Source organism: Pseudomonas sp. 1L-E-NC-VB-C3, from assembly GCF_057291535.1.
In genome coordinates this window covers 172,637-198,549 of sequence record NZ_JBXAWD010000001.1, presented here as the reverse complement: position 1 = coordinate 198,549, position 25,913 = coordinate 172,637, and the positions used below count along the sequence as shown (strand labels likewise).

The following is a 25,913-nucleotide window of genomic DNA, read 5'->3' as shown; positions in this document are numbered from 1 at the left end:
TTCCATTTGTGCTTTTCAGTGAAAAGGCCCGGTGAGGGCCTTTTTTATCGCATGGAAAACCTTCAGCGCGGCAGCTTGAGGTTGTTCCAGATGGCCAGGCTAGGTTCGGCCTGGTTCATCGAGTAGAAGTGCAGCCCCGGTGCGCCGCCCTGCAGCAGGCGTTCGCACATTTCGCTGACGACTTGTTCGCCAAAGCTTTGAATGCTTCGCGTGTCATCGCCGTAGGCTTCCAGCTGCTTGCGGATCCAGCGCGGGATTTCCGCACCGCAGGCATCGGAGAAGCGCGCGAGTTTGCTGTAGTTGGTGATCGGCATGATCCCCGGCACGATCGGCAGATCCACGCCCAGCGCCTGCAAACGGTCGACGAAGTAGAAGTAGCTGTCGGCGTTGAAGAAGTACTGGGTGATCGCGCTGTCGGCACCGGCCTTTGCCTTGCGCACGAAGTTGGCGAGATCGTCTTCGTAGTTGCGTGCTTGCGGATGCATCTCCGGGTAAGCCGCGACTTCGATGTGGAAATGATCGGCGGTTTCTTCACGAATGAATTCCACCAGTTCATTGGCGTGACGCAGCTCACCGCTGGTCATGCCCATGCCGGACGGCAGGTCGCCACGCAGGGCAACGATGCGCTTGATGCCGGCAGCCTTGTATTCGTTCAGCAGGCCGCGCAGGTCGTCCTTGCTGTCACCGACGCACGACAGGTGCGGTGCGGCGGGTACTTTGACTTCGCTTTCCAGCTGCAACACGGTGTTGAGCGTGCGATCACGGGTCGAACCGCCAGCGCCGTAGGTGCAGGAAAAGAAATCAGGATTGTAGGTGGCCAACTGACGGGCAGTGGCAAGCAGCTTTTCTTGCCCGGCATCGGTCTTGGTCGGGAAAAACTCGAAGCTGTAGCGACGGTCTTGGGACATGGTCATACCCTTGGAAACAAGTACCTTCGAGACGCTGCAATCCGGTGTGGGAGCGAGCCTGCTCGCGAAAGAGCTGGGTCAGACAACACGGATGTTGAATGATAAGCCGCCTTCGCGAGCAAGCTCGCTCCCACAGGGAGAGCGAGCTTTCAGCGCCTGTTAGTAGCGGTAGGCGTGCGGCTTGAACGGGCCTTCGACGGTGACGCCGATGTAGTCAGCCTGTTGCTTGGTCAGTTGGGTGACCACGCCGCCGAAGCCGCGAACCATTTCCAGGGCCACTTCTTCGTCGAGTTTCTTCGGCAGCACTTCAACGGTCAGACGCTCGGCTTTCTGCGCTGGCGACAGGTCGGCGTACTTCTGGCCGAACAGGAAGATCTGTGCCAGTACCTGGTTGGCGAACGAACCGTCCATGATGCGGCTCGGGTGACCGGTGGCGTTGCCCAGGTTCACCAGACGGCCTTCGGCCAGCAGGATCAGGTAATCGTCGTTCTGTGGATCGAAGCTGCCGGCACCGGTGCGGTGAACCTTGTGCACCTGTGGCTTCACTTCTTCCCATGCCCAGTTCTTGCGCATGAACGCGGTGTCGATTTCGTTGTCGAAGTGACCGATGTTGCAGACCACGGCGCGCTTCTTCAGCGCTTTGAGCATGTTCGCGTCGCAAACATTGACGTTACCGGTGGTGGTCACGATCAGGTCGATCTTGCCCAGCAGCGCTTTGTCGATGCTCGCTTCGGAACCGTCGTTGATACCGTCGATGAACGGCGACACCAGTTCGAAACCGTCCATGCACGCTTGCATGGCGCAGATCGGGTCAACTTCGGAGACTTTAACGATCATGCCTTCCTGACGCAGCGACTGGGCCGAGCCCTTGCCCACGTCACCGTAACCGATGACCAGCGCTTGCTTGCCGGACAGCAGGTGGTCGGTGCCGCGCTTGATCGCATCGTTCAGGCTGTGACGGCAGCCGTACTTGTTGTCGTTCTTGGACTTGGTCACCGAGTCGTTGACGTTGATCGCCGGGATCTTCAGCTCGCCCTTGGCCAGCATGTCCAGCAGACGGTGTACGCCAGTGGTGGTTTCTTCGGTCACGCCGTGAACGCGATCCAGCACTTGCGGGTATTTCTTGTGCAGCAGCTCGGTCAGGTCGCCGCCGTCGTCGAGGATCATGTTGGCGTCCCATGGCTGGCCATCCTTGAGGATGGTCTGCTCCAGGCACCACTCGTACTCTTCTTCAGTCTCGCCTTTCCAGGCGAACACCGGGATACCGGCGGCAGCGATAGCGGCAGCGGCCTGATCCTGAGTGGAGAAAATGTTGCAGGACGACCAGCGTACTTCGGCACCCAGGGCAACCAGGGTTTCGATCAGCACGGCGGTCTGAATGGTCATGTGGATGCAGCCGAGGATTTTCGCGCCCTTGAGCGGCTGCTCGGCAGCGTATTTGCGGCGCAGACCCATCAGGGCAGGCATTTCCGATTCGGCGATGATGGTTTCGCGACGGCCCCAGGCAGCCAGGGACATGTCGGCAACTTTGTAATCGGTAAAATCGGCAGGCGTGTTGACAGCGCTCATGAAGAGCCTCCATTCGTAATGTATGCGAATGGGCGCCGTTGTGCGTTTAGTGTCCGGCGTGAGCCGGTCAACGCCCCATCCGAGCCTGACAGGTCGAACCTGCTGCAGCGCCCCTCGGACAGGTGGCGGGAAAACGGTAGCCAATGAACGTTACCGTTTTTTGAAACGGGGGCGATTATAGCCGCCCGGGCTGATCTTCCAAAGGGTTTCTGTCGGCCAGATGAAGATCGCCAATGGCGACCATAGTCGCAGCTGCCTGGAGCCTGACTGATCAGTCTGCCAAGATGGGCGCATCTTTCGGCAAGCGCTCAGGAGTGAACATGAATTTCCACACCCGCAAATGGGTTAAACCCGAAGACCTCAACCCCAACGGCACCCTGTTCGGCGGCAGCCTGCTGCGCTGGATCGATGAAGAAGCGGCGATCTACGCCATCGTGCAACTGGGCAACCAGCGCGTGGTGACCAAGTACATCTCGGAAATCAACTTCGTCAGCGCCTCGCGCCAGGGCGACATCATCGAACTGGGCATCACCGCCACCGAATTCGGCCGCACCTCGATCACCCTGACCTGCGAAGTGCGCAACAAGATCACCCGCAAGAGCATCCTCACCGTCGAGAAAATGGTGTTCGTCAATCTCGGCGAAGACGGCCTGCCGGCGCCGCACGGGCGGACCGAGATCAGATATGTGAAAGACCAGTTCAAGGATGACGAAGCCGTTCAATAAGATCGGCGGCGCATTCTTCGCGAGCAGGCTCGCTCCCACAGGTACAGCGTGATCCTTGTGGGAGCGAGCCTGCTCGCGAAAGCGGTTGCCAATTCAGCGGAGATTCGCCTGCCCACTGAACAGCCATGAAGCGCAACGGTCGTAGCTACATCCCCCCCACCGGTTGCCACGCCATGACCACCCCCACCAGCGAAAAGACCCCCGACCTCTCGGCCAAGGAGCAGCACGAAGTCGAGAAGAGCCAGCCGCCGCGCGCGGCCGTTCTGCATGAAATCATCCGCACCCAGGGCGACCAGGAACTGGAGCGCAGCATTGCCGCGCTGTGGTGGTCGGCGCTGGCGGCAGGATTGACCATGGGCCTGTCCCTGATGGGCATGGGCCTGCTCAATTCGCGCCTGCCCGACGGCGACGAATTCAAGGTGATCGCCAGCTTCGGCTACTGCGCCGGTTTCCTCGCGGTGATCCTCGCGCGCCAGCAACTGTTCACCGAAAACACCCTGACCGCCGTGCTGCCGGTGATGACCAAGCCGACGCTGAAGAATTTTCTGCGACTGATCCGTCTGTGGACAGTGGTACTGGTCGGCAACCTCTGCGGGACGATTCTGGTCGCCTACGTGATGCTGGAACTGCCGATTTTCGACAGCAAGACCGACGTCGCCTTCCTCGAGATCGGCCGCAAGGTCATGGAACACAGCGCCAGTCAGATGTTCGCCAAGGGCATCGTCTCCGGCTGGATGATCGCCACCATGGTCTGGATGATCCCCTCCATGGAGAGCGCGAAGATGTGGATCATTATCCTCATTACCTACTTCATGGCGCTGGGCGACTTCACCCATATCGTCGTCGGATCGGCGGAAGTGTCCTATCTGGTGTTTGCCGGCGAGTTGCCGTGGAGTGATTTCTGGGCGGTGTTCGCCGGGCCGACGCTGGCAGGAAATATCATCGGCGGCAGCTTTATCTTCGCGCTGATCAGCCATGCGCAGATTCGCAGCGAAAGCGGTGCGCCGAAGGAATCTGCGGATCAGGCTGTTAAGCCCGATCCGCAGTCGATCAAGAAATGATCAATGGTGAGCTGGCTCAGCCACGCTCGCCGGCTCGTTGCGCGTCGCGTGCTTGACCAGTTTGCCGATGGTCAGGCCCTGCAGCAGGATCGACGACAGCACGACGATGTAGGTGATGCTCAGCAGCAGATCGCGCTCCGGGCCCAGCGGTAGGGCCAGCGCCAGTGCCACCGAAACACCGCCGCGCAAACCGCCCCAAGTGAGGATGCGGATCGTGCCGGCCGGCACTGAGCGCCAGCGCCGCAGCAGCAGGATCGCCGGCGCCACGGTAAGCAGGCGCGACAACAGAATCGCCACCGCCAGCAGACCTGCGGCGGCCATGTGCAGCCAGTTGAACGGCAGCAGCAACAACTCCATGCCGATCAGCGCGAACAGCAAAGCGTTGAGCATGTCATCGAGCAGCTCCCAGAAACCGTCCAGATAGCGACGGGTCATGTCGTTCATCGCCAGATTGCGCCCGAGGTTGCCGATGATCAGACCGGCCACCACCATCGCAATCGGCGCCGAGACGTGCAACTCGGTGGACATCGCCGAGCCACCGATCACCAGGGCCAGGGTCAGCATCACGGTGATCTGATGCTGCTCGACGCTTTTGATCATCCGATAGACCAGATAACCAATCAGTCCGCCGAACAACACACCACCAATCGCCTCATGGACGAAGAGCATGGCCGTGGCGCTGACGGTCGGGGTTTCGCCCAGTTGCGCGATGCCCAGCAGCACGGTGAAGACCACCACCGCCGTGCCGTCGTTGAACAGTGATTCGCCGACGATGGTGGTTTTCAGTGGCTTCGAAGCGTTGGCGGTACGCAACACGCCGAGTACCGCAATCGGGTCGGTCGGTGAGATCAGCGCGCCGAACAACAGGCAGTAGAGGAAACTCACGTGCCAGCCGAACAGGGCAAAAATGTAGAAGGCCAGGCTGCCGATCACCACGGTGGCGATCAACACGCCGAAGGTCGCCAGCAGGCCGATCGGCCAGCGGTAGCTACGCAAATCATTGAGGTTGACGTGCAGGGCGCCGGCGAAAAGCAGGAACGAGAGCATCCAGTTCATCAGCAGATCGCCGAAATCGATCTGGCCGATCAGTTGCTGCACGCGGTCTTCGAGGCCGGGAAAGCCGAGGACGCTGAGGCCTTGCAGGAGCAGTGAGAACAGCAGGGCGGTAACCATCACGCCGATGGTCGGCGGCAGGCCGATAAAGCGGAAATTGACGAAGGTCAGGAGGGTGGTGAGGCAGATGAAAGCGGCGACAAGTTCAAGCATCCGGGGTCCTTTGGATGAGGGGTGAATGGAGCGCGACCGGAGGTTGGACGCAGGGGTTTGATGGGCGAACAGCGACATGGGACACACCACAGTTCATTGTGGCGAGGGGATTTATCCCCGCTCGGCGGCGAAGCCGTCGCAATCCGGTTTATCGATTATTCCTGACAAAACCCGATTGAAGGTTTTGGGGCTGCTGCGCAGCCCAAGGGGGATAAATAGAGGTCTCAGCCAGACACATTGACCGCACTCGCCTGCCGACGTTGCAGGTAAATGAACAACAGCGCCGTCAGCACCGTCAGCACGCCGACCAGCGCCCCGGTCCACGGCAGATCCGCCAGATCCGCGCCGCTGGCCACCACCAGCCCGCCAATCCAGGCACCTGCTGCGTTGCCCAGATTGAACGCGCTCTGGTTCAGCGTCGAACCGAGGTTCGGCGCTTCATGCGCCTGATCGATGATCAGCAGCTGCAGAATCGGGCACAGCGCAAAGGCGAAAATCCCCCATAGCACCAAGGTGATCGCCGCCGGAATCACCGCACGGCTGGTCTGGCTGAACGCCGCCAGAATCACCACAACTGCCAGTGCCACGCCGACCAGTGACGGCAGCAAGCGGCTATCGGCCAGACGCCCGCCGAGCATGCTGCCCGCTGTCAGGCCGACGCCGAACAACAGCAGCATCACCGTCACGCCGTGGGGGCTGACGCCAGTGATGTCTTGCAGGATCGGTGCGATATACGTGAACACGCTGAACAGGCTGGTCGAGGCCAGCACGCTCATGCCCAGCGCCAACAAGACGTTGGCCTTGCCCAGCACTTTGAATTCGCTGGCGAGATTGGCCTTGTCCATCGCGATGTGTTTGGGCAACCACAACCATTGCGCCAACGCCGCCACAATGCCGATCACCGACACCGCCCAGAAGGTCGAGCGCCAGCCAGCGTATTGGCCCAGCGCTGTGCCGAGTGGCACGCCGAGCACGTTGGCCAGGGTCAGGCCGGTGAACATCATGGCAATGGCTTGCGCGCGTTTGTTCGGCGCAACCAGGCCGGCGGCAACCACCGAGCCAATGCCGAAAAACGCGCCATGACACAGCGCCGTGACCACGCGCGCCGCCATCAGCGTCGCGTAGTTCGGCGCGAGCGCGCAGAGCACGTTGCCGAGGATGAACATCAGCGTCATGCCCAGCAGTGTCGCTTTGCGCGGCATATTGGCGGTGCCGATCGCCAGGATCGGTGCGCCGAACACCACGCCCAGGGCGTAACCGGTGATCAGCAGCCCGGCATGAGGAATGCTCACCGCCAGATCGCGGGCAACGTCGGGCAGCAGGCCCATGATGACGAATTCGGTGGTGCCGATGCCGAATGCGGCAACGGCGAGTGCAAGTAAAGCGAGGGGCATGCGCAAGGTCTCTGTCGGTAGTCTTGACGCTTTGATCAGGCATACGCGTGCCAGCGACCGTTTTCGAAGAAAGCGGAGCAGGCAGCTTTTATTGGAGTTTTTGGTGTGCAGCTGAGTACGGCGTGGTGGGTTGCAGTATAAACAGCTGCTGACACATGGCGAATCAATAATCTGACTAATCGACGGCTCACTGGAATTGCCGTGTTATATCCAGCTGAAAGAACCTTTCGGCCGGGCGCTGCTCTTAGCCTGTGGGCAGGTGCTGATCGGCATGCTGGTGATGAAGTTCTGACCGCTCGCCAATTTCTCCAATCGAAAAAAGGACGACGTTATGACAGTGGCTCTGTGGTGTGTGTTGATCGCGATTTTCCTGCCGTACGTGTGCACGATCGTGGCGAAGGCCACCGGCGGTTTCCGCCTCAAGGACAATTACGATCCACGGGACTTTCTCGACAGCGTCGATGGCGTCGCCCGTCGCGCCCACGCCGCGCAACTGAACAGCTTTGAAGTAACGCCCGCGTTTGCCGCTGCGGTGATCGTTGCGCATCTGGTCGGCACTGCGGAGCTGGTGACGGTCAATGTGCTGGCCGTGCTGTTTATCACCAGCCGCCTGCTGTACATCATTTGCTACCTGGCTGACTGGGCTGCACTGCGTTCGGTGGTGTGGTTTATCGGGATGGGGCTGATTGCTTCGTTTTTCTTTGTGTCCATCTGAAAGCAGGCTCAAAAGATCGCAGCCTGCGGCAGCTCCTACAGAGGAATGCATACTCCTGTAGGAGCTGCCGAAGGCTGCGATCTTATGCTTTTAGGGTTTGTCAGCCACCTGCGGCACTTGCGGCAACTCTTTTCCTTTAGGCCAGAGCATCCAGATCTGCCCCTGCTGTTTCATGTCCCCGGCCAGTTGCCCGGCCGCATCGCCGGTGCCCCAGAACAGATCCGCGCGCACCTCGCCGGCAATCGCGCCGCCGGTGTCCTGCGCCGCGACCGGGCGCACCAGTGGGGTGCCATCCGGTTTGGTGGTCGACAGCCATAACAGACTGCCCAACGGAATTACTTTGCGATCCACTGCCGCGCTGTAGCCGGCGGTCAACGGCACGTTCAGCGAGCCGCGCGGGCCTTCGTTGCTGTCCGGGTTGCGGGTGAAGAACACGTAGCTCGGGTTGCTGGCCAGCAGTTGCGGAATGCGCGTGGGGTTGGCCTTGGCCCAGTTGCTGATCGCGGTCATGGTCACGTCTTCTTTCTTCAGCTCGCCTTGCTCGACCAGCCAGCGACCGATCGGTCGGTACGGGTGGCCGTTCTGATCGGCGTAGGCAATGCGCAGCTGTTTGCCGTCCTCGGTCTGAATCCGGCCCGAGCCCTGGATCTGCAGAAATTGCAGGTTCATCGGATCAGTCAGATAGGCGACCACTGGCGCTTTCACGCCATTGGATTCAATGGTCGCCGCGTCGTCGTAAGGCTTGAGCACGCGTCCTTCGAGGCGGCCGCGCAGGCGCTTGCCTTTCAATTCCGGGTAGATGCTGTCGAGCGAGACGATGATCATGTCTTCCGGCACGCCATACACCGGCACGTTCGCCGTTGCGGTTGGCGTCAGGCTGCCGGGGTACACCGGTTCGTAGTAGCCGGTGATCAGACCGTTGGGGTTGTCGTTCTCGGCGCGCAGGCCGTAGACATCGAGATTCTGCTTGAGGAATGCACGAATCTCGGCGGCGCTTTGCGGCACATTCGCCGCCGCAGCGCAGGTCGGCCCCCAGACTGCGTCGGCTTTGAGTCGGGTGCACGCGCTGCGCCAGGAACCGAAACCGGCGACCAGATCGCTGTCGGAGACAGCGGGCAAGGCTTCCCAGGTCGCGCTGGAATAGGTGGCCAGCGCATGGGTTTTTGGTTTGGCGCTGTCGCCGCCTGTGCAACCGGCGAGGATGGCGAGCAGTGGAAGGGTGACGATAAGCGGGTGACGCCAGGCCGTGAAGCGGCTGTTCATGGAGTGATTCCTGTGCCGATTGGCCGAGAGCTCCATGCGCTCGACCAACCCGTATTTTTAATAGGGCTATTGGTGTTTGGCGGTGAGCCGAGGATACTGGCCGCCGATTTCCGCGACCTGAAGCCATCATGACTCTGAAACCAATTGCTGTTGTATTGCTGGCCTGTCTGACCTTGTCCGCCTGTGGCGGCGTCGACCCGAATTCGCCGCTGGGCCAGCGCAAGGCCATCTTCAAGCAGATGCTCAAGACCAGCGAAGACCTCGGCGGCATGTTGCGCGGGCGCATTGCCTTCGACGGACCGAAATTTGCCGAGGGCGCGGTCAGACTTGATGCGTTGGCCCATGAACCGTGGAAGCATTTTCCGCAGGTGCGCGAGGAAGATCACACCAGCGCCAAGGACGATGTCTGGCAGAAACAGGCGCGTTTTCAGCAACTGGCCCGCGCCCTCGAAGCGGCAACCGGTGAACTGGTGGTCGCCAGTCAGGTTCAGCCGTACAAGGCCAGCAATCTCGGACCGGCAGTGCAGAAAGTCGAGGATGCCTGCAGTGCTTGCCATAAAGAGTTTCGCGATCATTGATTCCTGAGGCTGCTGAGTACCTTGTGGCGAGGGGATTTATCCCCGATGGGCTGCGAAGCAGCCCCAAAACCATATAACCGAGTTTTTTCAGTCGGACCCGATCAGTCGAATTTGCGACGGCTTCGCCGCCGGACGGGGATAAATCCCCTCACCACAGGGCTTGGGTTACTTATCGATCTCGTCCAGCGCTTCCTGCAGTTCCTTGCGCGACTCGGCGAGCTTTTCCTTGCGCTTGTTGATCTTCTCCGGATCGCCCTTCTTCATGGCCTTGTCGAGGTCCGCCTGACGCTGGCTGACTTCATGCTTGGCCTCAAGCACCTTGTTCTCACGCTCTTTCTTCAGCCCGGCGTCGGTGCAATGTTCGTTCACTTCACGCAGTGCGGTTTCCAGGCCTGCCTGCTGCTCCATGTTGCCGCGCGACTTGGCCTGTTCGATCTGATTGATGATGCCCTGCTTCTTGGCAGCGCAACCGGTCAGGCCCGGGCCGTCTTCTTCGGCCATGACCGGGGCGGCCATGACGCCGCAAAGAGTAAGCAGGGCGAGCGGTGCGAGAAATTTCATAAAAGCTCCATGTGCAAAGGCAATCGGGGTGGGAGGGCACTGCGCTGTTGGAGCGTCTGGCCGGCCGTTGGGTTCCCGCCGGGCGGGGATTGCAGGTTCAGAAGCCGTCGATTCCGGCGGCTTTCAGGGTGTCACTCAAAGCCAGTACCTGCGGGTCGCGAAAGAATGCGCTCAGTTGCGCCGCGCGTCCCGGGCCGATACCGGCTTCTGCCTGCCATTGTTCAGTGTCGCGTTGTGCCAGGGCCTGCCACGAATCGTCCAGTTGTGCCTGTCCGGCCGGCGGCATGCCCAGCGCTTTCAACCATCGAGCGAACGGCTGTTGCCGCGCGCCCTGAAAACTGTCGATCAGCCGTGCGCTGCTGCGCTCGCCGAGGCCGGCAATGTTAGCAAGCTCTGACGCATCGAGGGTCAGCCAATCCAGCAGGTGTTTCAGACGGCCTGTTTCCAAAAGTTTCTCCCAAGTGCCGCGACCGACATACTGCATGGCCAGGCCCTGCTTGCCACTGAGCCAGGTCAGACGCGCGAGAAACTGGCTTTCACACCCCGGCGTCGGTTGCCAGCAGCTCAGGGCGTGGTAGTCGCCAGCATCGGGGATGTTGATGTCCGCCCGTTCGCTGGTGCGCAGCACGACACTGTCGAGGCGCGGAATGGTCAGCCCGGCCAGACTGATTGCCACCTGATCGCCGGGGCGGATGTCGAGGGTTTGCCAGCGCTTGAGCGAGCTGACGCTGACCCGTTTGATTTCGCGGTCATCGAGTCTGACCGGCAGCAGTTCCAGCACCGGCGTGATCCGCCCGGTGCGGCCGATTTTGAAGTTGACCTTGCGCACTTCGGCCAATGCCTGGGCGAACGGGTATTTCCAGGCAATCGCCCAATACGGCGCGCGAGCCTGCCAGCGTTCGGCGGGTGGCCGTTGGCTCTGACGCAGCACCACGCCGTCGCTGGCAAAGGGCAGTGGCGAGCGATACCAGTGCTCGCGCCATTTTTGCGCGTCTTCGAATCGGGTGACGGGCTGGGTATAGGGCTCGGTTGTGGCGAACCCCAATGTCTGAAGTTCGGACAATCTTTCCGGCAGCCGCACAGGACCTTGCGGCCAGTCCCAGACAAACAGGCCGATCCCGGCGGCCTGTTCAACATCGAGTGTTTTACGTCCCATCAGCCCGGCGACGGTGGCGCGGGCATTGACGCTGCCGGACTGTGATTGAACATGCGCGCTCAGGCGCCAATAGAGTTCGCCCTGTACCAGCAGATCCCGTGGCTGCCTCAAACGTTGCGGAATGGCTGCAATCCTGCGCGCGGAGGCTGTCCAGTCCTGGCCGTTGACCCCATCACCGCGACTGATCGCCTGCTGCAATACCCCCTGGCGGTAGATCAGCGTGACAGCCACGCCGTCGACCTTGGGTTGCACCCAGACGTTCTGGCGATCACGCAACCAGTGGGCGACGTCTTCGACTTTGTGCAGCTTGTCCAGGCCGGTGTGGGCGATGGGGTGGGTGACCGTGCCGGACGCGGTGCGCAACGGCTGCGGGGATGTGGGTTGGTTGAAACAGGCTTGCCATTCTTTCAGCTGCAGTCGGGACTGGTCATAGAGTTCGTCGCTGATCAATGAACGGCCTTCGCGATGATAGGCGTCGTCCCATTGGTCGATCCGGTTTTGCAGGGTGGTGATTTCGCGTTGGGCTTGGGAACGATCCCAGTTCGGACAGTTGGCTTGGCTGACAAGGGTGATGAGTGCCAGCAGGAAGGCCAGCAACAGGCGCAGTGTGAAGAGCATCGTTGAGCGTCCTTGCTCGGGGGTAATATTTGAAGGGTAGGTGAGGATTCGAAATGCGTTACCGGGGGTGTTTTTCGAGGTGTTTCCGGATTCTGAATTGACGTTGCATGAGCGGGCGCCTTCGCGAGCAGGCTCGCTCCCGCAGGGATCTCAAAAATCTGTCAGGCATGAAAAAGCCCCGCACGGCGCGAACCGTGCGGGGCTTTCTTGCAGCCAGGGTATTACAGGCCAGCGGCGGAACGCAGGGCGTCGGCGCGGTCGGTTTTTTCCCAGGTGAACGTGGTGAAGCTGTCTTCGCCAACGGTCTTGGTCTGCGGCGCGCGACCGAAGTGGCCGTAGGCTGCGGTTTCCTGGTACATCGGGTGCAGCAGGTCGAGCATGGTGGTGATCGCGTATGGACGCAGGTCGAACACTTCACGCACCAGTTTGATGATCTTGTCATCGCTGATCTTGCCGGTGCCGAAGGTGTTCAGCGAGATCGACGTAGGCTGGGCCACACCGATCGCGTAGGAAACCTGAATCTCGCAACGCTCGGCCAGGCCGGCCGCAACGATGTTCTTGGCTACGTAACGGCCAGCGTAGGCAGCCGAACGGTCAACCTTCGATGGATCCTTGCCGGAGAACGCGCCGCCGCCGTGACGGGCCATGCCGCCGTAGCTGTCGACGATGATCTTGCGGCCGGTCAGACCGCAGTCACCAACCGGGCCGCCAATGATGAACTGGCCGGTCGGGTTGATGTGGAACTGGGTGTCCTTGCTCAGCAGTTCGGCAGGCAGTACGTGCTTGACGATCAACTCCATCACGCCTTCGCGCAGGTCTTTGTACGACACTTCCGGGTTGTGCTGGGTCGACAGAACAACAGCGTCGATACCGACAACCTTGCCGCCTTCGTAACGGCAGGTCACTTGCGACTTGGCGTCCGGACGCAGCCACGGCAGCAGGCCCGACTTGCGTGCTTCAGCCTGACGCTGCACCAGCTGGTGCGAGAAGGTGATCGGTGCTGGCATCAAAACGTCGGTTTCGTTGCTGGCGTAACCGAACATCAGGCCCTGGTCGCCGGCGCCCTGATCTTCAGGCTTGGCGCGGTCGACACCCTGGTTGATGTCAGGGGACTGCTTGCCGATGATGTTCATCACGCCGCAGGTCGCGCCGTCGAAGCCGACTTCGGAGCTGGTGTAGCCGATGTCGCAAATCACGTCACGAACGATCTGCTCCAGGTCGACCCAGGCGCTGGTGGTCACTTCACCAGCAACGATGGCCACGCCGGTCTTGACCAGGGTTTCCACGGCCACGCGAGCGTGTTTGTCCTGGGCAATAATGGCGTCCAGCACCGCATCGGAAATCTGGTCGGCGATTTTGTCCGGATGTCCTTCAGACACGGACTCGGAGGTGAAGAGGGAGTATTCGCTCATCTCGATGTTTTCCTGAATTTACCGATGGTGAGTGTCGCCAGCCGGTCGCTGAAAGTGGCGAACCTGGATCTGGAAACCATTACGTAAGCCTACATAGAGGCTTTCCCCGGGAACGAGTCCCGCAGCGGTGGCCCAACGGGCCAGATCGTCCTGTTCAAACCCCAACCAGAGATCACCGCAGGCCTCCCTGGCCCAACTCTGGTTGTGGCTACATAACTCTGTCACGAGCAGGCTACCGCCCGGTTGCAGCAGATCGGCCATGTGCCTGAGCGCATCGGCCGGAGCGGCGAAATGGTGCAGGACCATGTTCAACACCACGCAATCGGCCTTGAGGCTTGTGCCGTTCAATGCATCGGCCAATTGCAGGCTGACGTTAGCCAGCTGTTCACGTTCACACACCTGACGCGCCAGTTCGAGCATCGCCGGGCTGTTGTCCAGCGCGGTTACGGTGCCGAAACGACGGGCCAGTTCCGGCAGAAAAGCACCATCGCCGGGGCCGACTTCAATGGCCGTGGCTGCACCATCGAAGTTCAGTTTGTCGAGCAGGGCCAGCACGCTGTCACGGTACTGCGGCAGGCCTGCGATCAAATCTTGCTGGGCACGGAATTTCTCCGCGACCCGGGCGAAAAAATCCCGGCTGGCGGCGGCACGCTGACCATGAACCTGCTCGATGCGTGCTTGCACTTCATCAGGCAGATCCAGATTGTCGACTTCTTCCAGCAATGCCGCGTGCAGCTTGCCGCCGAGCAATTCGCTGTGGGGCAGGGCACGACGATAAAAAATCGCGTTGCCCTCACGGCGTGTCGCCACCAGGTCGGCTTGCGCCAGCACCTTGAGGTGATGGCTCATGCCCGACTGACCGATGCCGAAAATCTGCGCCAGCTCCAGCACGCCAAACGAATCGTTGGCCAGCGCGCGCAATACATTCAGCCGCAGCGGATCGCCGCCGGCCTTGCACAGGGCCGCCAGCTCGTCGCAATCGTCATGGCGAATGGAAGGCACGCGTAAGTTCATAGGGCTGGCAGTCTAGAGACGGGGACAAGGCACCGCAAGGTCAATATCAAAAAGTTTTGATATTGCTCGATAAATGGCACTTCTCGGCGGACGGCAGTCTCTACAAACGAATAGCGGAAAGGTTTCACCAAGCGAAACCTGTGCTATCGATTGGAAAAACGCCTGCCGATGACTATCTGTCATTGCCCCGAGGCGCATGGGTGAGGGAAAATGCCCTCCTTTTTTCCGTTTCAGTCTATTCACACCCAGGAGATCAGCGATGCCTAGCCGTCGTGAGCGTGCCAACGCCATTCGTGCCCTCAGCATGGATGCCGTGCAAAAAGCCAACAGCGGCCATCCCGGTGCCCCTATGGGTATGGCAGATATTGCCGAAGTGCTGTGGCGCGACTACCTCAAGCACAACCCGAGCAACCCGTCGTTCGCCGACCGTGACCGCTTCGTGCTGTCCAACGGCCACGGCTCGATGTTGATCTACTCGCTGCTGCACCTGACCGGCTACGACCTGTCCATCGACGACCTCAAGCAGTTCCGTCAACTGCACAGCCGCACTCCAGGCCACCCGGAATTCGGTTACACCCCGGGCGTCGAAACCACCACCGGCCCGCTGGGTCAGGGTCTGGCCAACGCCGTCGGTTTCGCTCTGGCTGAAAAAGTCATGGGCGCGCAGTTCAACCGTCCCGGCCACAACATCGTTGATCACCACACCTACGTGTTCCTCGGTGATGGCTGCATGATGGAAGGCATTTCCCACGAGGTCGCCTCCCTGGCCGGCACGCTGGGCCTGGGCAAGCTGATTGCCTTCTACGATGACAACGGCATTTCCATCGACGGTGAAGTCGAAGGCTGGTTCACCGATGACACGCCGAAGCGTTTCGAAGCCTACAACTGGCAGGTGATCCGCAACGTCGACGGCCATGATCCGGAAGAGATCAAGACCGCCATCGAAACCGCACGCAAGAGCGCTCAACCGACGCTGATCTGCTGCAAGACCACCATCGGTTTCGGTTCGCCGAACAAGCAGGGCAAGGAAGATTGCCACGGCGCCCCATTGGGTGACGCAGAAATCGCCCTGACCCGCCAGGCATTGAACTGGAACCACGGCCCGTTCGAAATCCCGGCCGACATCTATGCCGAGTGGGACGCCAAAGAAGCTGGCCGCGCGGTCGAAGCCGAGTGGGATCAGCGTTTCGCCGCCTACTCCGCTGCGTTCCCGACTGAAGCCAACGAGCTGATCCGTCGTCTGAGCGGCGAACTGCCGGCCGACTTCTCGGAAAAAGCCTCGGCCTACATCGCCGAAGTCGCCGCCAAGGGCGAAACCATCGCCAGCCGCAAAGCCAGCCAAAACACCCTCAACGCTTTCGGCCCGCTGCTGCCGGAAATGCTCGGCGGTTCGGCTGACCTCGCCGGCTCCAACCTGACCCTGTGGAAAGGCTGCAAAGGTGTCAGCGCTGAAGACGCCAGCGGCAACTACATGTACTACGGCGTGCGCGAGTTCGGCATGACCGCGATCATGAACGGCGTCGCCCTGCACGGCGGTCTGGTGCCTTACGGCGCGACCTTCCTGATGTTCATGGAATACGCACGCAACGCCGTACGTATGTCGGCTTTGATGAAGAAACGCGTGATCCACGTCTACACCCACGACTCCATTGGTCTGGGCGAAGACGGCCCGACGCACCAGCCAATCGAGCAATTGACCAGCCTGCGCAGCACGCCGAACCTCGACACCTGGCGCCCAGCCGATGCCGTGGAATCGGCAGTGGCCTGGAAAAACGCTCTGGAGCGCAAGGACGGCCCGTCGGCGCTGATCTTCTCCCGGCAGAACCTGCAGCACCAGGAACGCGACGCTGGCCAGATTGCCAACATCAGCCGTGGCGGTTATGTGCTCAAGGATTGCGCAGGCGAGCCTGAGCTGATCCTGATCGCCACCGGTTCGGAAGTCGGTCTGGCCGTACAGGCCTTCGACAAACTGACCGAGCAGGGCCGCAAGGTTCGCGTGGTTTCGATGCCTTGCACCAGCGCGTTCGATGCTCAGGATGCGGAGTACAAGCAGTCGGTTCTGCCATTGCAGGTCAGCGCACGTATCGCCATCGAAGCCGCCCACGCCGATTTCTGGTTCAAGTACGTGGGTCTGGAAGGTCGTGTGATCGGCATGACCACCTACGGTGAGTCGGCGCCGGCTTCGGCATTGTTCGAAGAGTTCGGCTTCACCCTGGAAAACATCCTCGGTCAGGCTGAAGAGCTGCTGGAAGACTAAGCAGTACGAATGCGGTGGCCCTGGCCGCCGCGTTCCCCTGTAGGAGCTGCCGAAGGCTGCGATCTTTTGATCTTGATCTTAAAAACAAGATCAAAAGATCGCAGCCTCGTTTCACTCGTCAGCTCCTACATGGGGTTGTGTTGTTAGCGAATCTATCGAGAACCCCATGCCTCAACCGCGTCCCTACAAAGTTGCACTCAACGGCTACGGCCGCATTGGTCGTTGCGTCTTGCGTGCGTTGTTCGAGCGAGGCGAGAAAGCCGGGTTTGAAATTGTCGCGATCAACGATCTGGCCGACATGGCCAGCATCGAATACCTGACACGCTTCGACTCCACCCACGGCCGCTTTCCCGGCGAAGTGCGGGTTGAAGGCGATTGTCTGCATATCAATGGCGACTGCGTGAAGGTCCTGCGCAGTGCCACCCCCGAAGGCATCGATTGGGCGTCGCTGGGCGTCGATCTGGTGCTTGAGTGCTCCGGCGCTTACCACACCCGTGCCGATGGCCAGCGTTTTCTCGACGCCGGCGCACCGCGCGTGCTGTTTTCGCAGCCGATGGCCAGCGAAGCGGATGTCGACGCCACCATCGTCTACGGCGTCAATCAGGACTGCCTGACCGGCGACGAACTGCTGGTGTCCAATGCCTCCTGCACGACAAATTGCGGCGTGCCGCTGCTGCGCCTGCTCGATCAGGCGATCGGCCTCGATTACGTGTCGATCACCACGATTCACTCGGCGATGAACGATCAGCCAGTGATCGACGCCTATCACCACGAAGACCTGCGCCGCACGCGTTCGGCGTTCCAGTCGGTGATCCCGGTGTCCACTGGTCTGGCGCGCGGTATCGAGCGCCTGCTGCCGGAACTTGCCGGGCGAATTCAGGCCAAAGCCGTGCGCGTGCCGACAGTCAACGTGTCCTGCCTCGACATCACGATGCAGACCGCCACGGCGACTGACGCCAATGAGGTCAACCGGATCCTGCGCGAAGCCGCCACCAGCGGCCCGCTCAAAGGCCTTCTGGCCTATACCGAGTTGCCGCACGCCAGCTGTGATTTCAACCATGACCCACATTCGGCCATCGTCGATGCCAGCCAGACCCGAGTTTCCGGCCCCAAACTGGTGAACATCCTGGCCTGGTTCGACAACGAATGGGGTTTTGCCAACCGAATGCTGGACGTAGCAGACCACTATCTGCAAACAGCAACTTCAAAAAAACCGTAGGAAGTGCGACCCATGACCGTGTTGAAGATGTCCGACCTCGATCTGCAAGGTAAGCGCGTATTGATCCGCGAAGACCTCAACGTCCCCGTCAAGGACGGTGTTGTCACCAGCGACGCGCGCATCCTGGCTTCGCTGCCGACCATCAAGCTGGCCCTGGAAAAAGGCGCGGCGGTGATGGTCTGCTCGCACCTGGGCCGTCCGACCGAAGGCGAGTTCTCCGCCGAAAACAGCCTGAAACCTGTCGCCGACTACCTGAGCAAAGCGCTGGGCCGTGAAGTGCCGCTGGTGGCTGACTACCTCGGTGGCGTGGAGGTCAAGGCTGGCGACATCGTGCTGTTCGAAAACGTACGCTTCAACAAGGGCGAGAAGAAGAACGCCGACGACCTGGCCCAGCAATACGCGGCCCTGTGCGACGTGTTCGTGATGGATGCTTTCGGTACTGCTCACCGCGCCGAGGGTTCGACCCATGGTGTAGCCAAGTTCGCCAAAGTCGCTGCCGCCGGCCCGTTGCTGGCCGCTGAGCTGGATGCACTGGGCAAAGCCCTCGGCGCGCCGGCCAAGCCAATGGCAGCCATCGTTGCCGGCTCCAAGGTGTCGACCAAACTCGACGTGCTGAACAGCCTGAGCCAGATCTGCGATCAACTGATCGTCGGCGGCGGCATCGCCAACACCTTCCTCGCGGCGGCTGGTCACCCGGTCGGCAAGTCGCTGTACGAACCGGACCTGCTCGACACCGCGCGTGAAATCGCTGCCAAAGTCAGCGTACCGTTGCCGGTTGACGTTGTGGTCGCCAAGGAATTTGCCGAAAGCGCTGAAGCGACCGTCAAGCTGATCGCTGACGTGGCGGCTGACGACATGATTCTCGACATCGGTCCGCAAACTGCAGCCAATTTCGCCGAGCTGCTGAAATCGTCGAAAACCATTCTGTGGAACGGCCCGGTTGGCGTGTTCGAGTTCGATCAGTTCGGCAACGGCACCAAAGTGCTGGCCCAGGCTATCGCCGAAAGCTCGGCATTCTCCATCGCGGGCGGTGGCGACACCCTGGCGGCGATCGATAAATATGGCGTGGCTGAGCAGATCTCCTACATTTCCACCGGTGGTGGCGCGTTCCTCGAATTCGTCGAGGGCAAGGTGCTGCCTGCCGTTGAAGTCCTGGAAAGCCGGGCCAAGGCCTGAGGCCGCCCGTTTGGCCAGGCAAAGGAGTGTTCACATGGTCAAGTCGTTAGCGCTGTTGTTGCTGACCGGTACGCTGGCGGCCTGCGGGAGCACCCCGAAGGCTGACGCGACGCCAGCACCGAGCGAGCCGCAGAAGGGCTGTTATCAGGCCGACTGGCAGGCCGAAACCAACCCGGTGCTGAACAAGCGCTCGGGCCCGGACGGCCTGGACAAATACGAGACGCAAACCCCGGTCAAGGAACATGGTTGTCCTTGACGGGTCTGACTCTTTAACTCAGGGCTGGCGGCGTGCGTCGTCAGTCGAGGAACACGGATGAAAGGCTTGATCGCCGTTGCGGCGTTGGCATTGTTGGGTGGTTGCGCGCAGTTGAACCTGTTTCAGTCGTCGGCCCCGGCAGACAACTGGACGACCTGGACCTGCGACAGTCAGGCCAAGGTGTTGTGGCGTTACGCCGATGCCGGCCAGAAGGAAGTCGACGTTCGCCTCGGCGGCGGTGATCAGGTCTATCGCCTGAAAGAAGAGCCAGGCGCCTCTGGCACGCTGTACAGCGATGGCATGCTGGCGTTTCACGTCAAGGGTGACGAAGGCCTGGTGTACTGGGTCGCCACCAATGACCTGATTGGCCGTGGTTGCAAGGCGCAGTAATTGACACACCACAGTTCTACTGTGGGAGCGAGCCTGCTCGCGAAAGCGGCCTGGCAGGCACTGCATCAGCGACTGCAAGATTGCTTTCGCGAGCAGGTTCGCTCCCACAGGGGATCTGTGTAGTTCTTGGAATTTGCTTTACCGAATCACCAGGTCGGGCCTCAACCCCCGATCTGCATTAACTTGAATAGCCGCCGCCGCTTCGGCAGGCTGGCACGATCAACGACCCTCAACCGGGAGAGACACACACAATGGCACTTATCAGCATGCGCCAGATGCTGGACCACGCAGCCGAGTTCGGCTACGGCGTTCCAGCCTTCAACGTCAACAACCTTGAGCAGATGCGCGCCATCATGGAAGCCGCTGACAAGACTGACTCCCCGGTGATCGTCCAGGCTTCGGCCGGCGCCCGCAAATACGCCGGCGCGCCATTCCTGCGTCACTTGATCCTGGCCGCGATCGAAGAATTTCCGCACATCCCGGTGTGCATGCACCAGGACCATGGCACCAGCCCTGACGTTTGCCAGCGCTCGATTCAACTGGGCTTCAGCTCGGTGATGATGGACGGCTCGCTGGGCGAAGACGGCAAGACCCCGACCGACTACGACTACAACGTCCGCGTTACCCAACAAACCGTAGCCATGGCTCACGCCTGCGGCGTCTCGGTTGAAGGCGAGCTGGGCTGCCTGGGTTCGCTGGAAACCGGTATGGCCGGTGAAGAAGACGGCATCGGCGCTGAAGGCGTTCTGGATCACAGCCAGATGCTGACCGACCCGGAAGAAGCCGCTGACTTCGTCAAGCGCACCCAGGTCGATGCCCTGGCCATCGCCATCGGCACCAGCCACGGTGCCTACAAGTTCACCAAGCCACCCACCGGCGACGTGCTGGCGATCGACCGCATCAAGGAAATCCACAAGCGCATCCCGAATACCCACCTGGTGATGCACGGTTCGTCTTCGGTTCCGCAAGAGTGGCTGGCGATCATCAACCAGTACGGCGGCGATATCAAAGAAACCTACGGCGTCCCGGTTGAAGAAATCGTCGAAGGCATCAAGCACGGCGTGCGCAAGGTCAACATCGACACCGACCTGCGCCTGGCCTCCACTGGCGCCATGCGTCGCCTGATGGCCACCAACCCGAGCGAATTCGACCCACGTAAATTCTTCGGCGCCACCGTGACCGCAATGCGCGATGTATGTATCGCTCGTTATGAAGCGTTCGGTACTGCCGGCAATGCTTCGAAGATCAAACCGATCTCGCTGGAAGCGATGTACCAGCGTTATCTGAAGGGTGAGTTGAACGCCAAGGTTAACTGAGCCTGAGCGTTGAGCTGATTAAAAAGAAACCCGCCGAGAGGCGGGTTTTTTTGTGGTGGAAGCGTTGTGACAAGACATCGGCATCCTTTTGCTTGAAATGTCACCTAAAGGGGACTTTACTGGTAATAATCTATTTAAAGTCCGATATGGGTGACATTTTGCTTCTCGATAATCCAGCAACGTTTGCCCAGCGTATTCGCCAATTGCGCAAAGCCAAGGGCTACAGTCAAGCGCTGCTTGCGCATAGGGCTCATTGCAGCCGCAAAACCATCATCGATCTAGAAGCAGGCGAAAACGTCGCTTTTTATACGGTGTTTAGAGTTATTGCCGCGTTAGGCATGGCGTTGGAGATTGTCGATAACCGAATCGATCTCAAATCACTCGCCGAATTGGTAGAGCATGATGAGTAAGGTGAAACGACTGAATGTCATGACGCCTCAGGGCCATTCCGGCGAGTTGTCCAAAGGTTCGCAGTTTTCATTCGCTTACCAGTCAGCGTCGCCACTCAAGGAAGTTTCCCTGGTCATGCCCTATGACCCGACACCGTCGGTGAGCAGCGTATTGCAGCCCATCTTCGATATGAATGTGCCTGAGGGATATCTGGCCGACCAAATCAAGCGGCGCATGGCCAAGCATATGCAAGTGGATGAAATGCGCCTGTTGTCCGTCATTGGCGGTAATCAGATCGGTCGCCTCACGTATGAGAATCCGGTAGAACCTTCAGGCTCTGTTCGTGCGCAGGTCGGCCTGCAGGAGATCCTGTCGGCGGACACCTCTCAGCATGTTTTCGGTTTTTTGGTCGAAACCTACTTCGAATCGGGGATTTCAGGTGTTCAGCCCAAGGTTCTGGTGCCCGATCTGGACAAACTGACTGGTAGCCGAAAAACAGTGATCAGCTCCGACCTTATCGTCAAATCAGGAGCGGAAGAGTATGAGCACCTGGCTCAAAACGAGTTTCTGTGTCTGGAAGCAGCGCGGCTGGCAGGACTGTACACGCCGCCTTTCTGGCTTTCCGATAACGGTGAGCTGTTTGTCATGGAGCGTTTTGATCTGACAGCGTCTGATCGCCTTGGCTTTGAAGACATGGCGGTGCTGCTGGGGTTAAACAAGGATCCCCACGACAACTATAAATATTCGCAGAGCTACGAAACCCTTGCTGCAGTGATCCGTCAGGTATGCAGGCATGCCGACCCGATACGAGAACTGGAACGATTTTTTTCATCCGTCTGTCTTTCGGTCATGGTGCGTAACGGCGATGCGCATTTGAAAAACTTCGGGGTGACCTACACGCACCCCGCGGCCTCTGAAACGGTGCAGTTGGCGCCGGTATACGATGTCACGACGACAACCGTATACGAGAACTACAACCCCAGGACCGGGCGATCGCTGGTTGACCGTACTCTTGCCATCAAGATGAACAAGGCCAAAGCTTATCCGGATCGTCAGCAGTTGATTGAGTTTGGTCGTAAACACTGCGCTGTGGATAAGCCAGCACTGATCGTCGACCGGATAGCCGAGGCAATGAGTCAGGCGCTTTTGATTCACCGACCACGGATAGACGTTGAATTGTTTGCAAGGATGCAACGCGAATGGGACATCGGGCGCATGGTTGCGTTGAATGACTCGGTCGGTTCGGGTTTGAAGCGTCATCCTTTATCAAGCGGTAGAAAGGAAAAGGCTGATAGATGATAAGCGGTGTACCGCTACGGTGACATTTGCTACTCAAAGTCGCGTATACGCGACATTTCGCCAAGGCAGCGGCCCGCATTTGGAGGTGGCGCAGTCCGCAGCCCACCCCTGAAGCCCTTGCAGGAGTGAGCCTGCTCGCGATAGCGGAGTTTCAGACACATGAATATTGAATGACACACCGTTATCGCGAGCAGGCCCACTCCTACAATTGGAGCGAGTGTGGTCTGCAAGTTATGGGTTGTTTGTCATTTTGGCGGCTAGCTACTTGTCGTGATCAATATCCAGTTTGGTAAACGTCACCTGTCCACCCTCACTGGTATAGCCGGTGTTGTCCTGCACATACACGCCGGCCTTGAAGTACAGCGGCTTGTCGCGCCAGGTCGCGCTGATCTGGGAGTCCCACTGATAGCCCGCCGCACTCACGCCCAGGGCACCGCCGGGGCTCAAGTGGATGAGGTAGTTGAATTCGCGATCAAGCTTGACGCCGGTGGCGAGGGTGATGACGCGGCTTTCGGCGTCGTCCGGGCGCATGCGCACTTTGATCACCAGATTGCCGGTCTGGGTTTTTTCCTTGTACTGGTATTCGAGCTTGACCATCGGCCGCTGGCTTTCGTACGCGTGAATCTGGCCGATGACGATCTTGCCCGAGCTCGGCACCTTGTTCACCGCGAGGGTGGCGCGCAGCAGGTTGTCGGCGTCCGGGTAGTACCAGTTGCGCAGGGTGCCGTTGCTGTAGGTTTCGCGCAGTTCGGTACGCGGGTAGATGGCGTTTTCGGTTTTCGAGCCAGTCACCGGGGACCAGAAGAACAGGGTGCCGGTGTCGGAATGGAAGTACTGATCCTTGAAGCCATCCACCAGTTTCGAGGTTTCGACGGTGTACGGCGGGCTGCCAACAGGAACGCTGAGGTTCCAGGTTGCGAGGTCGATCATGACGGTTCTTCCAATCAATTCATCCGGAACGCCGGTGCCAGAAGCTCTAGCCCGCGCGTTTTCGGGCGTCTTTATAAGCGTAGCGGCAATTTTTGTTAATGCCCGTCCGGCGATTACTTGACGTCAAAGTCCTGTCGAAATGCCATCCCGCCCGGTTTTCGGGGGCTGTAGCGGTGACCGTTAGTCGGCTGGGTTGAGCATTGTTTAAATGATGGCGGGATGACAGCTTCTGCTTTCACTGATCCGCGTCTAGAGTGAAGGCTCAGTACGTCTATGGTTTTGCCGGCAACCGGTCCCGATAAGAGAAGCAGCATGGAATGCGCGCAACCCCAGCCAGGTGAAGGCAGCTCGGTCCTTTTGATCGTCGATGATTACCCCGAAAATCTGATCAGCATGCGCGCGTTGCTGCAGCGTCAGGATTGGCACGTGATGACCGCCGCCTCCGGTTTCGAGGCGCTGAACCTTTTGCTCGAACACGACATCGACCTGGTCCTGCTCGATGTGCAGATGCCCGGCATGGACGGTTTCGAGGTCGCGCGGCTGATGCGCGGCAGCCAGCGCACGCGGCTGACGCCGATCATTTTCCTCACCGCCAACGAGCAATCCCAGGACGCCGTGATCAAAGGCTATGCCAGCGGCGCGGTGGATTACCTGTTCAAGCCGTTCGATCCGCAAATCCTCAAGCCCAAGGTCCAGGCGCTGCTCGAGCACCAGCGCAATCGCCGTGCCTTGCAACGCCTGAGTCATGACCTGGAAGTGGCGCGCGCCTTCAATGCCTCAGTGCTGGACAACGCCGCCGAAGGCATTCTGGTGTTGAGCGAGGACGGCGTGATCCGCTTCGCCAACCCGGCGATTTCGCGGTTGCTCAATGCGCCGGTGAAGGATCTGCAAGGCAAGGAGTTTCTCGATTTCCTGCAGAAGCCACACATTCCCCTGTGGGCCGATTCCGAGTTCTACGCCGGCTACCAGCGCGGTGAAACCCTGCGTCTGCACGATGCGTTGCTGCGCACGGCGCCCGGACAGCAAGTGCCGGTGGCATTGTCCTGTGCGCCGCTGTCCTCGGAGCAGCATGCGATGGTGGTGACGGTGCTGGACATGTCGGTGGTGCGTCACTTGCACCAGCAACTGGAATTCCAGGCGGTAACCGATCCGCTGACCGGGCTGCTCAACCGACGCGGGTTCTACCAGACCGTCGAAAACCTGCTGTTGCGCGGCGAACGTAGCGACAGCAGTTGGGTGTTGCTCTACCTTGATCTCGACGGCTTCAAGCGGGTCAATGATTCCCTCGGTCACGATGCCGGCGATCGCGTGTTGCGCTGGGTCTCCGAACAGTTGAAAGCGTGCCTGCGGCCGTTCGATATTCTCGCGCGTATGGGCGGCGATGAATTCACCGCGCTGCTGGATCTCGAATTCCCCGAGCAAGCGGCGAAGATTGCCGAAAAACTCATCGAACGGGTATCGGTGTGTCAGCAGATCGAAGGTCTGGATATCGTCCTTGGCGCCAGTATCGGCATCGCCACCTATCCTGACTGCGGGCGCAATCTCGACGGCTTGCTGCGCGCCTCGGACATCGCTATGTACGAGGCCAAGCGCGCCGGGCGTCAGCAATATCGTTTCTATGACCCTGAAATGAACGGCCGCGCACGCTCGCGTCTGATGCTGGAAGACAGCGTGCGCGAGGCCATCGAGAATCGCGATTTCAATTTGGTCTATCAGCCGCAGGTGGCGATCGGCAGCGGACAGATCCGTGGGTTCGAAGCGTTGCTGCGCTGGCAGCATCCGAGCGTCGGCGATGTGCCGCCGGGGTTGTTTCTGCCGTTGCTGGAAGAGGCGCGCTTGATCAGTCGCCTCGGCAGCTGGATCTATCACCGTGGCGCCGGTCAGCGTAAAGCCTGGGAAACCTTGTTCGCTGAAGATCTGGTGCTTGGCGTGAGCCTGAGCAATACCCAGTTCGGCCTGCCGAATCTGGTCACTGAATTGCGTCAAGTCATGGAACGCCATGCGCTGCAACCGCGGCAACTGGAAGTCGAAGTCACCGAAGAAGCGTTGATGCAAGACCCGGACGAAACCCGCAAGCAACTGCGACTGCTGCGTCATCTCGGGGTGCGCGTGGCGCTGGATGATTTTGGTTCGGGGCCGTGTTCGCTGGCGCATCTGCGCGATCTGGAGCTGGACACGCTGAAGCTCGACCGCCACTTGATCGCGCGCCTGCCGGACTCGCCACGTGATGCGGCGCTGGTGCGCATGGTCATCGACCTGTGCAAGCAATACGGTCTGCTGGTGATCGCCGAAGGAGTGGAAACCCTCGAGCAATATCAGTGGCTGCAAGCCCATGGCTGCGAATACGTGCAGGGCTTCCTCGTCGCGCGGCCGTTGATCGCCGAAGACGCGGTCAGCTTCGTCGAACCCTTTGACTGGAGCGCGCTGCCCGGTTGAATTC

General features: G+C 60.0%; 23 protein-coding genes and 1 riboswitch. Of the genes, 13 read left to right on the top strand and 10 right to left on the bottom strand.

Annotation, left to right across the window (positions count from 1 at the left end; genetic code table 11):
* Window positions 1-62: 62 nt before the first annotated feature.
* Together metF and ahcY are read right to left on the bottom strand one after the other, a co-directional pair.
* Entirely contained in the window at window positions 63-908 is an 846-nt protein-coding gene (gene metF, locus AC0Z5Z_RS00845; RefSeq protein ID WP_056786871.1) for a methylenetetrahydrofolate reductase [NAD(P)H], read from the bottom strand.
* Window positions 909-1,067: 159 nt separating this feature from the next.
* Window positions 1,068-2,477, bottom strand: a complete 1,410-nt coding sequence (gene ahcY / locus AC0Z5Z_RS00840) for an adenosylhomocysteinase (RefSeq protein ID WP_016772771.1) — start codon at window positions 2,475-2,477, stop codon at window positions 1,068-1,070.
* A gap of 23 nt (window positions 2,478-2,500) precedes the next feature.
* A riboswitch (S-adenosyl-L-homocysteine riboswitch) is annotated at window positions 2,501-2,599 on the bottom strand.
* Between the two features lie 198 nt (window positions 2,600-2,797).
* Here ahcY and AC0Z5Z_RS00835 point away from each other — a divergent pair.
* The gene (locus AC0Z5Z_RS00835; RefSeq protein WP_042561508.1) at window positions 2,798-3,202 is read left to right on the top strand and encodes an acyl-CoA thioesterase; all 405 of its coding nucleotides are present in this window, start codon (window positions 2,798-2,800) and stop codon (window positions 3,200-3,202) included.
* Window positions 3,203-3,375: 173 nt separating this feature from the next.
* Window positions 3,376-4,263, top strand: a complete 888-nt coding sequence (locus AC0Z5Z_RS00830) for a formate/nitrite transporter family protein (RefSeq protein ID WP_041476959.1) — start codon at window positions 3,376-3,378, stop codon at window positions 4,261-4,263.
* On the opposite strand, the gene AC0Z5Z_RS00825 is transcribed toward AC0Z5Z_RS00830, so the two are convergent.
* The gene (locus AC0Z5Z_RS00825) at window positions 4,264-5,529 is read right to left on the bottom strand and encodes a cation:proton antiporter (RefSeq protein WP_024014630.1); all 1,266 of its coding nucleotides are present in this window, start codon (window positions 5,527-5,529) and stop codon (window positions 4,264-4,266) included. It lies immediately after the preceding gene.
* Window positions 5,530-5,753: 224 nt separating this feature from the next.
* Window positions 5,754-6,923 (bottom strand): MFS transporter, encoded by a 1,170-nt coding sequence (locus AC0Z5Z_RS00820; RefSeq protein WP_197891204.1) that lies wholly within the window; start codon window positions 6,921-6,923, stop codon window positions 5,754-5,756.
* A 331-nt stretch (window positions 6,924-7,254) separates the two neighbouring features.
* Between AC0Z5Z_RS00820 and AC0Z5Z_RS00815 the strand changes: the two genes are divergently transcribed.
* The gene (locus tag AC0Z5Z_RS00815) at window positions 7,255-7,638 is read left to right on the top strand and encodes an MAPEG family protein (RefSeq protein ID WP_024014628.1); all 384 of its coding nucleotides are present in this window, start codon (window positions 7,255-7,257) and stop codon (window positions 7,636-7,638) included.
* Between the two features lie 90 nt (window positions 7,639-7,728).
* Here AC0Z5Z_RS00815 and mltA read toward each other — a convergent pair whose 3' ends face one another.
* Window positions 7,729-8,901, bottom strand: a complete 1,173-nt coding sequence (gene mltA / locus AC0Z5Z_RS00810; protein WP_150636890.1) for a murein transglycosylase A — start codon at window positions 8,899-8,901, stop codon at window positions 7,729-7,731.
* Between the two features lie 128 nt (window positions 8,902-9,029).
* On the opposite strand from mltA, the gene AC0Z5Z_RS00805 reads away from it, so the two are divergent.
* Window positions 9,030-9,479, top strand: a complete 450-nt coding sequence (locus tag AC0Z5Z_RS00805; protein ID WP_095181353.1) for a c-type cytochrome — start codon at window positions 9,030-9,032, stop codon at window positions 9,477-9,479.
* Window positions 9,480-9,644: 165 nt separating this feature from the next.
* Here AC0Z5Z_RS00805 and AC0Z5Z_RS00800 read toward each other — a convergent pair whose 3' ends face one another.
* From AC0Z5Z_RS00800 to AC0Z5Z_RS00785, 4 genes are all read right to left on the bottom strand, one after another.
* The gene (locus AC0Z5Z_RS00800) at window positions 9,645-10,040 is read right to left on the bottom strand and encodes a DUF1090 domain-containing protein (RefSeq protein ID WP_016772779.1); all 396 of its coding nucleotides are present in this window, start codon (window positions 10,038-10,040) and stop codon (window positions 9,645-9,647) included.
* Window positions 10,041-10,137: 97 nt separating this feature from the next.
* Window positions 10,138-11,814: an NAD-dependent DNA ligase LigB gene (gene ligB / locus AC0Z5Z_RS00795; protein ID WP_485610585.1), complete on the bottom strand. Its 1,677-nt coding sequence runs from the start codon at window positions 11,812-11,814 to the stop codon at window positions 10,138-10,140.
* Between the two features lie 221 nt (window positions 11,815-12,035).
* On the bottom strand, window positions 12,036-13,226 hold the full coding sequence (gene metK / locus AC0Z5Z_RS00790) for a methionine adenosyltransferase (protein ID WP_024014624.1): 1,191 nt from the start codon (window positions 13,224-13,226) through the stop codon (window positions 12,036-12,038).
* A gap of 18 nt (window positions 13,227-13,244) precedes the next feature.
* The gene (locus AC0Z5Z_RS00785) at window positions 13,245-14,240 is read right to left on the bottom strand and encodes an ArsR/SmtB family transcription factor (protein ID WP_485610584.1); all 996 of its coding nucleotides are present in this window, start codon (window positions 14,238-14,240) and stop codon (window positions 13,245-13,247) included.
* Between the two features lie 259 nt (window positions 14,241-14,499).
* Between AC0Z5Z_RS00785 and tkt the strand changes: the two genes are divergently transcribed.
* The 8 genes from tkt (at window position 14,500) to AC0Z5Z_RS00745 (ending at window position 22,543) form a co-directional block, all read left to right on the top strand.
* Window positions 14,500-16,497 (top strand): transketolase, encoded by a 1,998-nt coding sequence (tkt, locus tag AC0Z5Z_RS00780; RefSeq protein ID WP_056786473.1) that lies wholly within the window; start codon window positions 14,500-14,502, stop codon window positions 16,495-16,497.
* A 166-nt stretch (window positions 16,498-16,663) separates the two neighbouring features.
* Complete coding sequence (gene epd, locus AC0Z5Z_RS00775; protein WP_310218926.1) at window positions 16,664-17,716, top strand: erythrose-4-phosphate dehydrogenase; 1,053 nt, start codon at window positions 16,664-16,666, stop codon at window positions 17,714-17,716.
* A gap of 12 nt (window positions 17,717-17,728) precedes the next feature.
* Window positions 17,729-18,892 carry a phosphoglycerate kinase gene (locus tag AC0Z5Z_RS00770; RefSeq protein ID WP_016772785.1) on the top strand — a complete coding sequence of 388 codons (1,164 nt, stop codon included), beginning with the start codon at window positions 17,729-17,731 and terminating at the stop codon, window positions 18,890-18,892.
* A gap of 34 nt (window positions 18,893-18,926) precedes the next feature.
* Window positions 18,927-19,148, top strand: coding sequence for a hypothetical protein (locus tag AC0Z5Z_RS00765; RefSeq protein WP_016772786.1), 222 nt, complete (start codon window positions 18,927-18,929; stop codon window positions 19,146-19,148).
* A gap of 57 nt (window positions 19,149-19,205) precedes the next feature.
* The gene (locus tag AC0Z5Z_RS00760) at window positions 19,206-19,538 is read left to right on the top strand and encodes an MliC family protein (RefSeq protein ID WP_064365344.1); all 333 of its coding nucleotides are present in this window, start codon (window positions 19,206-19,208) and stop codon (window positions 19,536-19,538) included.
* 251 nt (window positions 19,539-19,789) lie between these two features.
* Window positions 19,790-20,854, top strand: coding sequence for a class II fructose-bisphosphate aldolase (gene fba / locus AC0Z5Z_RS00755; RefSeq protein ID WP_008081027.1), 1,065 nt, complete (start codon window positions 19,790-19,792; stop codon window positions 20,852-20,854).
* A 146-nt stretch (window positions 20,855-21,000) separates the two neighbouring features.
* The gene (locus tag AC0Z5Z_RS00750) at window positions 21,001-21,264 is read left to right on the top strand and encodes a helix-turn-helix transcriptional regulator (protein WP_024014619.1); all 264 of its coding nucleotides are present in this window, start codon (window positions 21,001-21,003) and stop codon (window positions 21,262-21,264) included.
* The gene (locus AC0Z5Z_RS00745; RefSeq protein ID WP_485610583.1) at window positions 21,257-22,543 is read left to right on the top strand and encodes a type II toxin-antitoxin system HipA family toxin; all 1,287 of its coding nucleotides are present in this window, start codon (window positions 21,257-21,259) and stop codon (window positions 22,541-22,543) included. The genes AC0Z5Z_RS00750 and AC0Z5Z_RS00745 overlap by 8 nt, the downstream gene beginning before the upstream one ends.
* A 261-nt stretch (window positions 22,544-22,804) precedes the next feature.
* On the opposite strand, the gene AC0Z5Z_RS00740 is transcribed toward AC0Z5Z_RS00745, so the two are convergent.
* The gene (locus AC0Z5Z_RS00740; RefSeq protein WP_016772792.1) at window positions 22,805-23,473 is read right to left on the bottom strand and encodes a polysaccharide lyase family 7 protein; all 669 of its coding nucleotides are present in this window, start codon (window positions 23,471-23,473) and stop codon (window positions 22,805-22,807) included.
* A 312-nt stretch (window positions 23,474-23,785) separates the two neighbouring features.
* On the opposite strand from AC0Z5Z_RS00740, the gene AC0Z5Z_RS00735 reads away from it, so the two are divergent.
* Window positions 23,786-25,909, top strand: coding sequence for a putative bifunctional diguanylate cyclase/phosphodiesterase (locus AC0Z5Z_RS00735; protein WP_095181357.1), 2,124 nt, complete (start codon window positions 23,786-23,788; stop codon window positions 25,907-25,909).
* Window positions 25,910-25,913: the final 4 nt, after the last annotated feature.